This window comes from Sphingosinicella soli (assembly GCF_014199685.1).
Lineage (GTDB): Bacteria > Pseudomonadota > Alphaproteobacteria > Sphingomonadales > Sphingomonadaceae > Sphingosinicella > Sphingosinicella soli.
This window is the reverse complement of record NZ_JACHNZ010000003.1, coordinates 1-13,922: the sequence shown is the minus strand read 5'-3', so window position 1 is coordinate 13,922 and position 13,922 is coordinate 1. Positions and strand designations below refer to the sequence as shown.

13 protein-coding genes are annotated in these 13,922 nt (G+C 62.9%); 11 read left to right on the top strand and 2 right to left on the bottom strand.

Annotation, left to right across the window (positions count from 1 at the left end):
- The first annotated feature begins 461 nt into the window (after nt 1-461).
- Complete coding sequence (locus GGQ98_RS02175; protein ID WP_184064441.1) at nt 462-2,822, top strand: TonB-dependent receptor; 2,361 nt, start codon at nt 462-464, stop codon at nt 2,820-2,822.
- 75 nt (nt 2,823-2,897) lie between these two features.
- Here the strand turns inward: GGQ98_RS02175 and GGQ98_RS02170 are convergent, their stop codons facing one another.
- Nucleotides 2,898-4,385, bottom strand: a complete 1,488-nt coding sequence (locus GGQ98_RS02170; protein WP_243451637.1) for a 2OG-Fe(II) oxygenase family protein — start codon at nt 4,383-4,385, stop codon at nt 2,898-2,900.
- Between the two features lie 50 nt (nt 4,386-4,435).
- On the opposite strand from GGQ98_RS02170, the gene GGQ98_RS02165 reads away from it, so the two are divergent.
- Genes GGQ98_RS02165 through GGQ98_RS02125 form a run of 9 tightly spaced genes read left to right on the top strand, consistent with a single transcriptional unit; the run spans nt 4,436 to nt 12,363 of the window.
- Nucleotides 4,436-4,738 (top strand): putative quinol monooxygenase, encoded by a 303-nt coding sequence (locus GGQ98_RS02165; RefSeq protein WP_184064438.1) that lies wholly within the window; start codon nt 4,436-4,438, stop codon nt 4,736-4,738.
- Between the two features lie 11 nt (nt 4,739-4,749).
- Entirely contained in the window at nt 4,750-5,541 is a 792-nt protein-coding gene (locus GGQ98_RS02160; protein ID WP_184064435.1) for an SDR family oxidoreductase, read from the top strand.
- Nucleotides 5,538-6,299 carry an SDR family NAD(P)-dependent oxidoreductase gene (locus GGQ98_RS02155; RefSeq protein WP_184064432.1) on the top strand — a complete coding sequence of 254 codons (762 nt, stop codon included), beginning with the start codon at nt 5,538-5,540 and terminating at the stop codon, nt 6,297-6,299. Before GGQ98_RS02160 ends, GGQ98_RS02155 begins: the two co-directional genes overlap by 4 nt.
- Nucleotides 6,300-6,312: 13 nt before the next feature.
- Complete coding sequence (locus GGQ98_RS02150) at nt 6,313-6,786, top strand: cupin domain-containing protein (protein WP_184064429.1); 474 nt, start codon at nt 6,313-6,315, stop codon at nt 6,784-6,786.
- The gene (locus tag GGQ98_RS02145) at nt 6,786-8,090 is read left to right on the top strand and encodes a M24 family metallopeptidase (RefSeq protein ID WP_184064426.1); all 1,305 of its coding nucleotides are present in this window, start codon (nt 6,786-6,788) and stop codon (nt 8,088-8,090) included. The genes GGQ98_RS02150 and GGQ98_RS02145 overlap by 1 nt, the downstream gene beginning before the upstream one ends.
- 10 nt (nt 8,091-8,100) lie before the next feature.
- Entirely contained in the window at nt 8,101-9,096 is a 996-nt protein-coding gene (locus tag GGQ98_RS02140) for a thiamine pyrophosphate-dependent dehydrogenase E1 component subunit alpha (protein ID WP_184064423.1), read from the top strand.
- Nucleotides 9,097-9,109: 13 nt separating this feature from the next.
- Entirely contained in the window at nt 9,110-10,102 is a 993-nt protein-coding gene (locus tag GGQ98_RS02135) for an alpha-ketoacid dehydrogenase subunit beta (RefSeq protein WP_184064420.1), read from the top strand.
- Nucleotides 10,103-10,118: 16 nt separating this feature from the next.
- A complete protein-coding gene (locus GGQ98_RS02130) occupies nt 10,119-10,358 on the top strand; it encodes a lipoyl domain-containing protein (RefSeq protein WP_184064417.1) in 240 nt (79 codons plus the stop codon).
- 4 nt (nt 10,359-10,362) lie between these two features.
- Complete coding sequence (locus GGQ98_RS02125) at nt 10,363-12,363, top strand: pyrroloquinoline quinone-dependent dehydrogenase (RefSeq protein ID WP_184064414.1); 2,001 nt, start codon at nt 10,363-10,365, stop codon at nt 12,361-12,363.
- Here the strand turns inward: GGQ98_RS02125 and GGQ98_RS02120 are convergent.
- Nucleotides 12,342-13,040, bottom strand: a complete 699-nt coding sequence (locus GGQ98_RS02120) for a TetR/AcrR family transcriptional regulator (protein WP_243451636.1) — start codon at nt 13,038-13,040, stop codon at nt 12,342-12,344. The genes GGQ98_RS02125 and GGQ98_RS02120 overlap by 22 nt on opposite strands.
- A 326-nt stretch (nt 13,041-13,366) precedes the next feature.
- On the opposite strand from GGQ98_RS02120, the gene GGQ98_RS02115 reads away from it, so the two are divergent.
- Nucleotides 13,367-13,705: a ribbon-helix-helix domain-containing protein gene (locus tag GGQ98_RS02115; RefSeq protein WP_243451635.1), complete on the top strand. Its 339-nt coding sequence runs from the start codon at nt 13,367-13,369 to the stop codon at nt 13,703-13,705.
- The last annotated feature ends 217 nt before the right edge of the window (nt 13,706-13,922 follow it).

Genomic DNA, 13,922 nt, shown 5'->3' with positions numbered 1-13,922 from the left:
GCTCCTAGCTCCGGGCCAAAAACAAGTTCCGGATGCCGGGCATCATCGACGAGTTCAGCCGCGAATTTCTCGCAATGCCATCGCCGCGACAGTCACCGATCCCGACCAGTTCCGATCGGGAAGACAATTCGCCGCGTCGCTCGGGCTGACACCACACCGGACATAGGAAAGCAACCGATCAATCCCGTCCCGACTAAAGTCACTTGGCATAGGGGCTGCCACATATGAATCAGAGTCATATTGTATACCGATACAAAGGCGATACGTCAATAATATCAAATAGTTAGTATAAAAAAGTCACTGATCCTTGTTGTTCATGTTCTCTAAAAAAGCATTCATGTCTGTTTTTTTGCTTTCACAAAATGAACATATATGCTCCTTTATGAAACAGCCAACCGGCTATGAAACGGAAAATGATTCGCCCGAAAGGGGCGGACGACCATTGAGGGATGGAGGACGCCATGAAGGAGTTTCTCTGGGGCGCAAGACGCGCTCTGGAAACGGCGACGATCGCCTTTCTGACAACAACCAGCACAGCAGCGCTTGCGCAGGCGCAGGCCGATACGTCGCCAGCACAGACTGGAAATCCGGCTCCGGCCCCGATGAGCGCGCAGGAAGAAGTGTTCAGTCTCGAAGATATTGTTGTGACTGCGCGCCGCGTCTCTGAATCGCTTCAGGATACGCCGGTCGCAGTGACCGCGTTTTCCGCCGCCGCGATCGATCGCAAGTTCGCGACCGATCTCCGCGCAATTGCCGGTGACGTTCCGAATGTCGTCATCGCGAACGTGCCGGGGTTCAACGCTGCGGCCATTGGTATTCGTGGCCAGTCGACCAGCGACATCATCCTGACCTTCGAGCCTGCCGTGGGCGTGGTGGTTGATGATTTCGTTCTGGCGCACGTTCAGACGCAGCTGTTCGATCTGTTCGATATCGAGCGTATCGAGGTGCTCCGCGGGCCGCAGGGAACGCTGTTCGGAAAGAACACCGTGGGCGGCGTCATCAACGTCATCACCAAACGCCCGACCGCCGATTTCGGCGCGGAACTTCGGGTCGGCTATTCGAGCTTCAATACGAAGGATGTGAAGGCGGCGGTCAATCTTCCGCTCGCCGAAAACCTGTTCCTGCGCGTTGCGGGGTCCTTCCAGGAGAGCGACGGTTTCTACCGGTTGACGAAGAGCAACAATGTCGATGAGTTCCAGCCGGACGTCGAGCCGCGCGGCCAGCGCATTTCGGGCACCCGCTATTTCAGCGGGCGCGCGAAACTGCTTTGGGAAGCCGGTGATGACACCGACATCATGCTGACCTACGAGATGCTTCGGGATCGCGGCGATGCCCCGCCCAGCGTCAATGAAACGCCTCCCGGTTTCCTGTTGGACGCGGTTGGTTTCCCGGGCATCCAGACGACGGGCGGCAGCCCGTTCGACACCGGCAACACGCTTTGCCGCGGCGACGCGGATGCGCCCACATGTCCTGGCACGATGAATGGCCACCGGATCGACGTGGACGGTGTCTATCTTCGCGGCGAGCATAGCTGGCCGGATGTCGGCGCGCTCACGCTCGTTGGCGGCTATCGCCGTGTGGAATCCAGCCTGCCATCGGATTATACGGGAGAGAGCGCGTATCTGTTCGTTTCGACACGCGAAGACGTGCGCGAACAATATAGCCTGGAGGCGCGCTTCTCGTCCGATTTCTCGGACAGCCTGAAATTCACGGTGGGTACGATGTACTGGGGGCAGACGCTGGACGCGAACGCCACGTCGTTCCTGGGCTTCCTGCGCTACCTTGGCGACGATACGGCGACGTCCGATCCGAACCAGTCGACCGCGGATTACAAGGTGGACAGTTACGCGGCGTTCGGTGAAGCCGAATACCAGCTCGCCGATCCGTTCTCCGTGTTCCTGGGTGCCCGCTACACCAAGGAGAAAAAGAGCTTCTCGGTGCGGCCGCAGGTTCGCCGGTCGCTGATCGAAACCGGCTTCTGGCCGGAATATTCGGACAGCGACAGCTTCCAGAAGCCGACGTTCCGCGCTGGTTATCGCTGGACAATTGCCGACGGTATCAACAATTATTTCACCTACAGTCAGGGCTACAAGTCGGGCGGCTATAACGAGCAGGCGATGTCCGCGACATCTGCGCTGCCGTTCCGCGAGGAAACGGCGGACAGTTTCGAACTCGGCTTCAAGACCGAAACGGCCGACCGCCGGTTCCGCTTCAATGCCGCTGCCTTCTACGTGCGTTACGATGATCTTCAGCGTGATGCCGTGGTGCCGTTCACCGATCCGATCACCGGGCTTCCGGGGCAGGAGACGAAGACCACTAACGCCGGCAAGGCAGAGGTCTACGGGCTTGAGCTTGAAGCGAGTGCAGCGCCGGTGGATGGCCTGACGCTCAACGCGGCGCTGGGCTATCAGAAGGCGAAATATCTCGAATTCCTCACGGATATTGACGGTGATGGCATCAATGATGATGCCTCGAATCTCGAGCTGCGCAACGTACCGAAATGGACGGCGAACTTTGCCGTCAATTACGCCTTCCCCGAGCAGGATTGGGGTCAGGTCACGGTCAATGCGGACGTGAATTATCAGACCGATTACCAGACCACGACGCTCAATTCCGATTTCACAATCGGTCAGTCGCGGACACTGCTGGGAACCAGTCTGCAGTGGAACGATCCGACAGAAACCTACCGGGTCGCGATCTACGCGCGCAATCTTCTCGATGAAACGTATCGCGTCGCGGCAAATTCCGTTGCCGGCCTGTTCAACTTCACCAACTATGCTGCGCCCCGGTCCATCGGAGCGGAGCTGGGTGTGAGGTTCTGAACGGCCGTGATGGCCCGGCCCTCCGATCTGCCTCCCACAATCCTCCCCCGTGGGTTCGATCGGCGGGCCGGGCTGTCAAGCCATGGTCGCATCGAGGCTGTGCCGCCGGCCGATGCCCTCCGGCACAAGGTCGAATGCGAAACTGATCCGGCGGTTCGTGCCGGTGAACGGCAATGTCGCATGCCAGAGATAAGACGGAAACAGGATCATGCGCCCCGCCTTCGGCTGGCGAACATGAAGCGTGCCGCCGCCGCCGAGCGCCTGCGGCAGCGCGCCGATGGCGAACCAGCCCTCGTGGCCGTCTCCTCCGTCCTGCGCGAAGGCGGGATAATAGACGCCCGACAGCCAGTTGGGCGCGTGAATGTGCGCTTCGACCGCGCCGCCGGGAGACAGCATCGTTCCCCACAGCGTGAGCGACCATTCCGAGGGCCGCGCCCTCAGCCAGGGATGAACGCCATCGCCCACCCTGTCCATGTGGCGAGCAAGCTCGGTGCGAGCGATGTGCGCAAGCGCGGCGAAGGCAGGGGAGGTGTCCTCCGCGAGGTCTCCGCTCTGATGTCCGGTCCGCGCCACCAGACCTTCCGGTTCGAACGTGAGCGAGGGGTGCGCCGCGAGGTCCCGTTCGAGCGCCCTGTGAAACTCATCCATCGTTTCGAATCCGGGCGCTTCCTCGATGTCGATCATCGCAGTGAAACGGTCGAGGCTCATGAGCGTATTCAGCGCCGCCGCGTCGCCGATTCTGTCCAGCGCCGCGCATTTCAGCGCGAGGGGCGTTGTAATGCTGGGAGAGGCATCGAGCAGCCTGTCGCACAGCGCGAGCGCGGCGGGATTGTCGCCCACGCGCAGCAGCGCCATGGCGAGGTTCACACCGATGGGATGATTGAGCCCGTCGCTGTCGAGCGCCTCGCGGTAGAGCGCAATCGCCCTGTCGAGATCGCCGCGCCGGTCGTGAAGGCTCGCCAGCTGGTTCGCGGCGCGGGGATGTCCCTTGTGCGTCGCCAGAACCTCGCGAGCGATTGCTTCGGCCTCGTCGATGCGGTCGCCGCGCACGAGCAGGTCGGCCCGGTTCAGCAGCGCCTCGACATATCCGGGCCGGTGCCGAACCGCCGTCAGATACGCCGTGTCGGCCGAGTCGGCGTTGCCGCTCCGCGCGAGTGCGATGCCCAGGTTGTTCCAGGCTTCGGCATGATCGGGTTTCAGGGATACGGCATTTCGCAGCGGGGCAACGGCATCGCCCGCTCTGCCTGCGGCAATCAGGCACGATCCCAGATTGGCGAGCGTGATGGGCGCGCCTGGGCGCAGCTCCAGTGCGCGGTGCAGCGCGGCGATAGCCTCGTCGTATCGGCCCGCCTGTTTCAGCGCGACGGCGTGGTTTCCAAGCCGCGCGGGATTGTCCGGGTCCACGCTGCGCGCCGCCGCGAATCGTTCGAGCGCCAGCGGCAGGTTGCCGAGGCGCTGCGCGGCGAGCCCGGCGACGGTCAGCACATCCGCATGACGGGGCGCCGCCGCGAGCATCCTGTCGATGAGCGGCAATGCGGCGGCCGGAGTCGGCCCCTGGGCCAATCGCGCAGCTTCACGCAACATGTCCTGCGAAATCAAAGAGGTGTCTCCTTATGATCGGCGTCATCATGCATGTGCGGACCAAGCCCGGCCGCGCCGAGCAATTCTCACGTCTCGTCGCAAAGCTCCAGAGCGATGTGCACGCGAATGAACCTGAAGCGCTGATCTGGCAAGTCATGCGATCGAACGACGATCCCGATCTTTTCATCTTCACCGAGCTATTCGAAAGCGCCGAAGCCCAAGCCGCGCATCCCGGCAAACCCTATCACGTCGCGATGTCGGCGGCAGGTTGGGACTGTGTCGACGGGCAGCCCGAAATCCACCTCTGCACACCGCTCACCGACAAGAACATCTAAGGAGAATTGGGATGATAGGATCGCTCGAAGGCCGCGTTGCGCTTGTCACCGGATGCACCGGCGGAATCGGCAAGGAAATCTGTTCCGCGCTTGCCGACGCAGGCGCCACCGTGATCGGCGCCGATCTTCCCGCCGACAGCGGCACGTTCACCAGCGATATCGCGAACAGCAGCTATTACCGGCTGGACGTCACCGACGAAGCAGGCTGGCAGAAGACCATCGCCGCGACCGAAGCCGAGCATGGACGGCTCGACATTCTGGCGCACGTCGCCGGGATTGTCGTTGTCGAAAAGCTGGTCAACACCACGCTTGAACAATGGCGCAAGCAGATGGCCGTCAATGTCGATGGGCCATTTCTGGGCACCAAGGTCGCGTCTGATCTGATGGCGCGGACCGGTGAAACGACGCCGCACGGCAGTTCGATCATCATCATTTCGTCGGTCGCCGGCCTCATCGGCTCGCCGCTGCACACGGGCTATTGCACGTCGAAGGGCGCGGTGCGTCTGTTCTCCAAGGCGTGCGCGATGGAATTCTCGGCGCTGAAGCAGAAAATCCGCGTCAACACCCTGCACCCTTCGGGCGTGAAGACCGGCATGGTCGATCAGATCATGCAGCGCTTCGTCGACGAGGGTTTCTTCAAGTCGGTCCAAGAGGCGTTCGCCGGAATGGGCCCCGCGCATCCCATCGGGCGGATGGCCGATCCCATCGATATCGCGAAGGCGGTCAGGTTCCTCGCGTCAGACGAGTCCGGATACATGCAGGGCTCCGAACTCATTGTAGACGGAGGATACACCGCGCAATGACGCGTTTTGCCGACAAGATCGCGCTCGTCACTGGTGGCACCTCCGGCATCGGGGAGGCCGTCAGTCGGCAGCTGCGCGGCGAGGGCGCATATGTGATGGTGTTGTCGAACGCCCCGCAGGCCGAGCTGGATGCGGCCGTTGCAGAGGGCATGATCGACGCGGCGCGTCACGTCGATATCTCCGATGCGGCGGCGGTGGCGCGCAGCGTCGCAGACATGACCGCGTCCGCTGGCCCGGTCGATATCCTCGTCAACAACGCTGCGATGTGGGCGCCCAATCCCGTGCCGGAAAGCCCGCTTGCGCTGTTCGATCGGCACATCGACGTGAATCTGAAGGGCAGTTTCTACGTCACGCACGCGGTGTTGCCGGCGATGCTGGAAAAGCGCGCAGGGTGGATCGTATTTGTCGGCTCCGTCTCCGGCATCGCCGGTCGCGCGGGGGACAGCGCCTATTCGGCATCGAAGGCGGGCGTCGCCATGCTGGCGCGCACGCTCGCGGCGGAGTTGGGCGCGCAGGGCATTCGCATCAACTGTGTTTGCCCCGGTTCGGTCGCCACACCGCTCACGGCGGGCCTGCGCACGCCGGAAGGCGAGCAGGCCATCGCTGCGCTGATGAAGGATCATCCTTCGCCGCGCGGCGAATTCTTCATGGACCCCGCCCAGATGGCGGAAGTGATTTGCTTTCTCGTCGATCCGAAATCGAGCGCGCTCCACGGCGCGGTCGTGATCGCCGACGAGGGGCTTACAGCGACGATGTGACGAGGAGAGCACGATGACTGCGACACATAATCCCGGCAAGGTGGGCGATCTCATCGTCAACATCGCCGACGCGAAACCGCATCAGCTGGGCGAGGGGACGACGATCCGCATGCTGCGCTACAGCGAGGAAACCGGCGACTGGGTGCTGTGGGTGGAAATGCAGCCCGGCGCCACCTTCGCGCCGCACTGGCACCTCGGTCATGGCCAGTATTTCATCACCAAGGGCGAGCTGATCTACGACGTCGGCTCCGCGCCCGCCGGCACCTATGGCTACGAGCCCATCGGTTCGCGTCATACCGAAGCGCATTGCAAGGTGCCCACGGAATATCTGTTCATGGGCCACGGCGCGGTTGCGTTCACTGGTCCCGAAGGCGACATTCGTTTCGTGCTCAATCACGAGTTCCTGCGCGATCTCGATCTGGGCAAGCATCAGCCCGACATTTCGAAGGCAGAAGCCGCCGACACTGCGGTGCGGGAGCCTGCCTGATGCCGAACCCCCGTATCGACCGTATGCGTGACATGATGGCGCGCGAAGGTCTGGACGCCGCAGTGCTCAGCCATCCGCACGACGTCCGTTATGCCACCGGCTATCATTCGGTCCTGGAACGCTGGACGCAGATGGAAGCGTTCGCGGCCGCAATCGTCTTCGCGGATCCGGCCAAGCCGGCGATCCTCGTCATTCCCGAAGCCACGCTCGGCATCGTCGCGGTGCTGAACCGCGACGGCGCCAATTGCACCTACGACGAGATTCGCACGTTCGATATGCTGAACTTCTGCGAGGTCGCGCGCTATATCGATCCGGATCGCACTCCCGGTGCGCTCGATGCCGATGCCGTGAAGCTGGCGTCGGCGATCCGCGGCGCGTGCCAGCCCGATATCGCCGCCGCGATTTCCGCCGCGCTTGCCGATCATGGCATGGCCGGGAAAACGATTGCGTTCGACGAGCACCGCGTCTCCGCAGCGGTTGTGTCCGCCGTTCCACACACCTATCGCGATGCGCTTGATTTCATGATGCGCGTGCGCGTCGTGAAAACCGCCGGCGAGATCGAACGCTATCGCCGCGTCGGCAAGATGGCCGACCGGGTGATCGCCCACGCCGGATCGCTGCTCGGCGAAGGCGTCGACTGGAACGGCGTGCAGGTGGGTCTGTGCGATTTCATGGTGCGCAACGGCGTCATCCCGGTTGACGAGGGCGCGATGCTGTTCGGCGGCTCTTATGACAAGGATGATTTCATCCCGGATCTCTTTCGCACGCGCGGCAATCGCAAACTGCGGCGCGGCGATATCGTCATCCTGGAAACGCAAGGCGTGCTCGACGGGTTCTGGATCGACATCAACCGCACTGCAGTCATCGGCAAGCCCTCCGCCGACTATCAGCGTATGCACGACATTCTGCGCGATGCGTTCCTGAAGATGGTCGATCGTTTGCGGCCCGGTGTCTCCACCAACACGCTGCCCGCCATCGGATACGAGTATCTGAAGGACAAGGGCGTCGCGACGCCCGAAAAGCTCCTCGTCGTGGCGCACGGTATCGGGCTGATGCCGCTCGAAATCCCGCTGCCCTATCCCGCCGCCGGTCTTGCCGGGGTGAAGCAGGGCTTCGTGATGGAAGAAGACATGCTGATCAGCCTCGACAGCCTGTATTTCGGCGCAAAGCTCGGGCCCTGTCATATGGAAAATGTCTACGCGATCACACCGCCGGGGCCGGAGCCGATGTATGCCGCGCCGCTGGAACTCATCACCACCGAGGACGCGCCGGCTGCCGCCGCGCCAGTTCGCGAAACTGTTTGAAAGGACCATGATGACGGACGGAACCAACGATCGCAGTCTCGAAAAATATCGCCGCATGCAGCGCATTCGGCAATTCGAGGATCTGGCGGAATCCATTCACGCGCAGGGCGAGATCCCCGGCTCGCTGCACACCTATGCGGGGCAGGAGGCCTCCGGCGTCGGCGCGTGCATGGCGCTGCGGAACGACGATTACATGGTCGGCACGCACCGCAGCCATGGCCATCCGATCGCGAAGGGCGCGAAGCTGCGCCCGTTGATGGCGGAACTGCTCGGCAAGGTCACGGGCATCTGCAAGGGCAAGGGCGGCTCCATGCATTTGTCTGATTTTTCCGTCGGGAGCCTCGGCGAAACGAGCATCGTGGGCTCGGGCATTCCGGTTGCGACCGGCGCGGCGCTCGGCTCGAAGCTGCAGGGCAACGACCGCGTCGCCTTGTGCTTTTTCGGTGACGGCGCGACCAACGAGGGCGCGTTCCACGAAGGCGTCAATCTCGCGGCCGTCTGGAAATTGCCGGCGATCTTCGTTTGCGAAAACAACGGATACGCCGTCTCCACACCCGCACATGCGGCGGTGCCGGTGAAAGACATTGCTGAGCGTGCGAAAGCCTACGCCATGCCGGCGATCATCGTCGATGGTCAGGATGTCGACGCCGTCGAGGCGGCCGTTGCAGAGGCTGTCGAGCGCGCGCGCACCGGCGGCGGTCCGACCCTCGTTGAAACCAAGACCTATCGCTATGCCGACCACGCCGTGAACATGGGGCGCATCCTGCTCGATCGCGGCGCGGAGGTGGACGAATGGCGCAAGCGTGATCCGCTGACGCTCTACCGTGCGAGATTGCTGGAGGCCGGAGTCGCTGCGGACGTGCTCGACACCATCGAGCGCGAGGTTGCCGACGAAGTGGCGGACGCCATCCAGTTCGCCCGCGACAGCGCCTATCCCGAACAGGCCGAAGCCTTCGACGATGTGTTCGTCGATCGCCTGCCGATCCCTGATTTCATCAAAGCCTGAGCGGAGAGAGACAATGGCAAAAACAACCTTTCTTGAAGCGATCCGCGAGGCGCAGTTCGAGGAGATGAGCCGCGATGAACGCGTCTTCATCATGGGCGAGGACATCATCTGCAACGTCTTCGGCACGACGACCGGCTTCGTCGATGCCTTCGGCATGGAACGCGTGCGCGACACGCCGATCTCCGAAAATGGATTCATCGGCGCGGCCGCCGGCGCCTCGATGGTCGGCATGCGGCCGATCGTCGATGCAACGATCTCGTCGTTTCTGTATCCGGCGATGGACCAGATCATGAGCATCATCGCCAAGTCGCGCTACATCTATGGCGGGCAGGCACGTCTGCCGCTCGTCATTCGCAGCTGCATGTTCTACGGCAATGCGAACGCCGCGCAGCATTCGGATCGGAACTATCCGATGTTCATGAACCAGCCCGGTCTCAAGATCATGGTGCCGTCCACGGCATACGACATGAAGGGCATGTTGAAGGCCGCGATCCGGGATGATGATCCCGTTTTGTGCTTTGAGGATTCCACCTGCTGGACGTCGAAATCGGAGTTACCCGACGATCCCGATTTCATAATTCCGCTCGGCCGCGGCGATATCAAGCGTGAGGGAACAGACGTCTCCATCATCGCGATTGGCGGCGCGGTTCCGCTGGCGCTGAAGGCCGCGCAGACACTTCAGAAAGAGGGAATCTCGGCGGAGGTCGTCGATCCGCGCAGCCTCGTGCCGCTCGACAAGGATATCATTCTGAAGTCGGTTCGAAAGACCGGCAGGGCGATTGCCGTGGACCCCGCGCACCAGACCTGCAGCGCCGCCAGCGAGATCGCCGCGCTGATTGCGGAGCACGCATTCGAGTCGCTGCGTGGGCCGGTTCTGCGGGTGGCCACGGCCGATACGCATCTGCCGTTCTCGCCGTCCATCGAGAAGGCGCTGTATCCGTCGGCGGACCGCATCGTCGCTGCCGCGCGCCAGCTTGTCACGTCGCCCGAACCTGTCCCCGCCTGAAGAGGAGCAACAGACAATGGCAAATATCAAGGTGCTGCTTCCCCAGTTCGGCATGGGCATGCAGGATGCCGAGATCATCCGCTGGATGAAAGCCGTGGGTGATACCGTTCAGGAGGGGGAATACCTTCTGGAAATCGAAGCCGCGAAGACCACGGTCGAGGTGCCGTCACCCGGCTCCGGCGTGCTCTCCGAAATCCTCGCCGAGGAGGGCGAGACCGTCGAGGTGCGCGCCCATATCGCGACGATATCGGCCTGAGCCGATGGCCGGCCGAGCGCGCTCCGTCAAAGCCCTGTCCATCCTGCTGGCGATTGCCGCGCTGCTCGCAGGCGCGTGGGCGCTGCTTGGCAGATCGGATCCGGGGCCGCTCGTCATTCCCGCCACCGCATCGGACGAAACACCGTGGGCACAGTGGGGCGCGACCGAGGCCGGCACGCGCTTCACCCCGGCGGAACAGATCACCCCGCAGAACGTCGCGCACCTGAAGGTCGCCTGGCGCTATTCCACCGGCGAGCTGGGCCGCCGGTCGGAGTCGATGCTGGCGAACAGCACCAACGAGACGACGCCGATCCTTGCGGCCGGCTCGCTTATCACCTGCACGCCGTTCGCGCGCGTGATCGCGCTGGATCCCGCCACAGGCCGGGAAAGATGGGTTTTCGACCCGCAGATTGATCCGCGCTTCCGTATCCCGGATCAATATATCTGCCGCGGCGTCTCGCAGTGGCGCGACACGCAGGTGCCGGAAACTGCCGCGTGCGCCACCCGCATCATTCTGGCCACCGTCGACATGCGCCTGATCGCGCTCGATGCCCGCAGCGGCCGTCCCTGCGTTGCCTTCGGTGAGGGCGGTACGGTGCGTGTCGATCCGGGGAAGGTCCATCATCCGGGCGAGGTGAAGCTCGCGGGCCCGGCCGCTATCGTCAGGGACAGTATCGTCATCGGCACCTCGGTGCTCGACAACGTGCGCGCCAGTGCCCCGCGCGGCATTGTCCGTGCCTTCGATGCGCGTTCGGGCCGGGAAATCTGGACCTTCGATCCGATCCCGCAGGATGGCGGATCAGACCGCGACTGGATGGGCGACAGCCGCCAGACGACGGGCGCTGCCAACGTCTGGTCGGTGATGTCGGCGGACCCGGACCTCAACATGGTCTATCTGCCGACCTCGAGCGCCTCGCCCGACTATTACGGTGGCCTGCGTCCGGGCGATAATCGCCATGCCAACAGCACCGTGGCGCTTAATGCGGCGACGGGGCAGCTGGTCTGGGCGCAGCAGCTCATCCATCACGATATCTGGGATTACGACACGCCCGCGCAGCCGACGCTGATGACCATAGACCGCGACGGTGTGTCCATCCCGGCGCTCGTGCAGCCCACCAAGCAGGGCTATGTTTTCGTCTTCGATCGCCGCGACGGCGCGCCGCTGTTCCCGATTGATGAAGTGCCCGTTCCGCAAGGCGGCGTGGAGGGCGAATGGCTGTCGCCGACCCAGCCCCGGCCGCGCCTCCCGCGTCCCATCGCGCCGCAGTCGATCACGCCTGACGAGGCGTGGGGATTCACCTGGTGGGACCGCGGCAAGTGCCGCGACCTCATCGCCAAATATCGCTCCGAAGGATTGTTCACGCCGATCACCATGGGCGGCACCATCACCTATCCGGCGGCGTCGGGCGGCGCGAACTGGGGCGCGGGAGCTATTGATCCGCAGCGGCAGATCTATTTCATCAATTCCAGCCGCGTGGCGTCCGTGGTAACGCTGCGCAGGAGGACGTCGGAGGGCGGCACCGTGCAGCTGTCCGCAACCGAAGATGTCTCGCCGATGGCCGGCACCCCTTATGACGTAAAGCGGGAATGGCTGTTATCGCCGCTCGGTGCGCCCTGCACGCCGCCGCCGTGGGGCGGGCTCACCGCCATTGATCTGCGAACCGGGAAAACGCTCTGGGATGTGCCGCTCGGCACGATCAACGATCGTATTCCGGTGCCGCTGCCTATGGATATTGCGCTCGGCACGCCCAATATCGGCGGGCCTGTCACCACGGGCGGCGGGCTGCTGTTCATCGCCGCAACAATGGACCGCTATCTGCGGGCGTTCGACATGCGCTCCGGCAAGGAACTCTGGCGGGATCGGCTTCCCGGCGGAACCCAGACGACGCCGATGAGCTACATGAGCGGGGGGCGGCAATATGTCGTCGTCTCCGCGGGCCAGCACATGTGGTTTCAGACGCCGCGTTCGGACGAGATCATTGCCTATGCCTTGCCGGTGAAATGAATGCCGTCGTCGCGTTCGGCCCGGTTGGTGGATGCCGCCGCGCCGATGGGGCTCAGCCCGAGCGCGCGGTGCGTTTCCGCCAGAAGGTCAACGTACCGCCGGCGTTCCTCGCCTTCCAGTACAAGGATGGCGCTTTTCAGAAAGTTCGCGTGAAGCTCCAGGCGGCACGCCGGCCCGTCAATCGCCTCGACCGCCCAGCGGTGGTAGATCACGAATTCCGTGGCGACGAGCTCCTGCGCGATGCGTTCCAGATCGAGATTGCTGCACGTGTTGCCTGCCAGAATCTCGCGGTCCATCCAGTTGCGGAAACGATTGTAGGCGACCGATCCCAACTCGCGAATGGCAGCCGGGCGCGGCACCGATGAAAAGAAGAAATCGATGACCGTGCGCGCGTACAGAAGGTCGCGGTACATTTCCGAAACCATCCAGTCGAGTTCGTCGAACACCACCTCGATGGTATAGACCTTGCGGCGGCGCGCGATGTGGGCGCGCACTTCGCAAAGCCGTTCGGCGACTGTCGCAAAAATCACGCCCTCCTTGTCGCCGTACAGCCGATACAGCGTTCGCGGCGCGACATCGGCTTCGCGGCACAGGCGCTCGATCGTGAAGCCCTGAACGCCGCCCTCGCCAAGAATTTCATGCGCGCGGGCGATGATCCGTGCCCTGCGCTCGGTCATCCCCTGGCTGCTGTATTGTCGCCGCGTTTTCGGCGCTGGAGGCGTTGTTCTGGCACTCGCTGTCATCATCCGGGGACCCTAGCGGAAGGATGAATCGCCGTCATCCGGCATTATGGTCGCGATATGCCTGCGCTCCCGTTCAGAAAGACAAGGTGCCGATGCCGATATTGGCGTCCTCGCGCCCCTTACAAGGCCGTTTATGCTGAATTTCTCTCCAACCAGATCATCGCTCTCGGCCTTCCTGCGCGCGTCGTGCAAGCCTGCCCGACCTCGATCTGCGTCAGCACATCCCAAGGGCCGATTTTGTCGTTCTATAGCAGGCGGCCATGTCGCCTCGCTCGATCCATGCGCTTGCACTTGTCCACAATATTCCTTATGTTGAGGACAGTCTTTTAAAGGACGATGCCATGCCCAAGGCCATGACCCTGAATGTCCGTGTCAGCGGCACACTGGGCGAGTTTGTTGCCAACAACATCGGCGACGACGGTGCCTATGAGAATGTCAGCGAATATGTCCGCGATCTCATCCGCCGCGACAAAGAGCGCGCCGAGGCCGAAGGGTTCGCGCGGCTGAAAGCCGAATTGACGGCCGCTTTTGCTGCGCCGGAAACGGCCTATGAAAAACTCGATGCCGAGACGGTGATCGCGCGCAATACGCGGGGCTGATCGAGTGGCCACCTTTCGGGTTCAGAATCGTGCGGGTCGCCGCCTCGACGAGATCTACGTCTATACCCGCGACAATTGGGGCGAGGAGCAGGCCGCCCACTACATTCGAGGTCTGTTCAAGCTGACGTGACCCCCTGGTTTCCACCAGCACGGATTAGAGTCCGGCAGCTTTGTTGCGCATGAGCGCGGGTTGAGCAATGGCCTGCGAAGCGGAGCC

Excerpts from the sequence above, each read along its gene's own strand:
- GGQ98_RS02135 (WP_184064420.1), top strand. The coding sequence starts at position 9,110 with ATGGCAAAAACAACCTTTCTTGAAGCGATCCGCGAGGCGCAGTTCGAG.
- GGQ98_RS02150 (WP_184064429.1), top strand. The coding sequence starts at position 6,313 with ATGACTGCGACACATAATCCCGGCAAGGTGGGCGATCTCATCGTCAAC.
- GGQ98_RS02160 (WP_184064435.1), top strand. The coding sequence starts at position 4,750 with ATGATAGGATCGCTCGAAGGCCGCGTTGCGCTTGTCACCGGATGCACC.
- GGQ98_RS02175 (WP_184064441.1), top strand. The coding sequence starts at position 462 with ATGAAGGAGTTTCTCTGGGGCGCAAGACGCGCTCTGGAAACGGCGACG.
- GGQ98_RS02115 (WP_243451635.1), top strand. The coding sequence starts at position 13,367 with ATGTCGCCTCGCTCGATCCATGCGCTTGCACTTGTCCACAATATTCCT.
- GGQ98_RS02165 (WP_184064438.1), top strand. The coding sequence starts at position 4,436 with ATGATCGGCGTCATCATGCATGTGCGGACCAAGCCCGGCCGCGCCGAG.
- GGQ98_RS02145 (WP_184064426.1), top strand. The coding sequence starts at position 6,786 with ATGCCGAACCCCCGTATCGACCGTATGCGTGACATGATGGCGCGCGAA.
- GGQ98_RS02130 (WP_184064417.1), top strand. The coding sequence starts at position 10,119 with ATGGCAAATATCAAGGTGCTGCTTCCCCAGTTCGGCATGGGCATGCAG.
- GGQ98_RS02125 (WP_184064414.1), top strand. The coding sequence starts at position 10,363 with ATGGCCGGCCGAGCGCGCTCCGTCAAAGCCCTGTCCATCCTGCTGGCG.
- GGQ98_RS02155 (WP_184064432.1), top strand. The coding sequence starts at position 5,538 with ATGACGCGTTTTGCCGACAAGATCGCGCTCGTCACTGGTGGCACCTCC.
- GGQ98_RS02140 (WP_184064423.1), top strand. The coding sequence starts at position 8,101 with ATGACGGACGGAACCAACGATCGCAGTCTCGAAAAATATCGCCGCATG.
- GGQ98_RS02120 (WP_243451636.1), bottom strand. The coding sequence starts at position 13,040 with ATGACCGAGCGCAGGGCACGGATCATCGCCCGCGCGCATGAAATTCTT.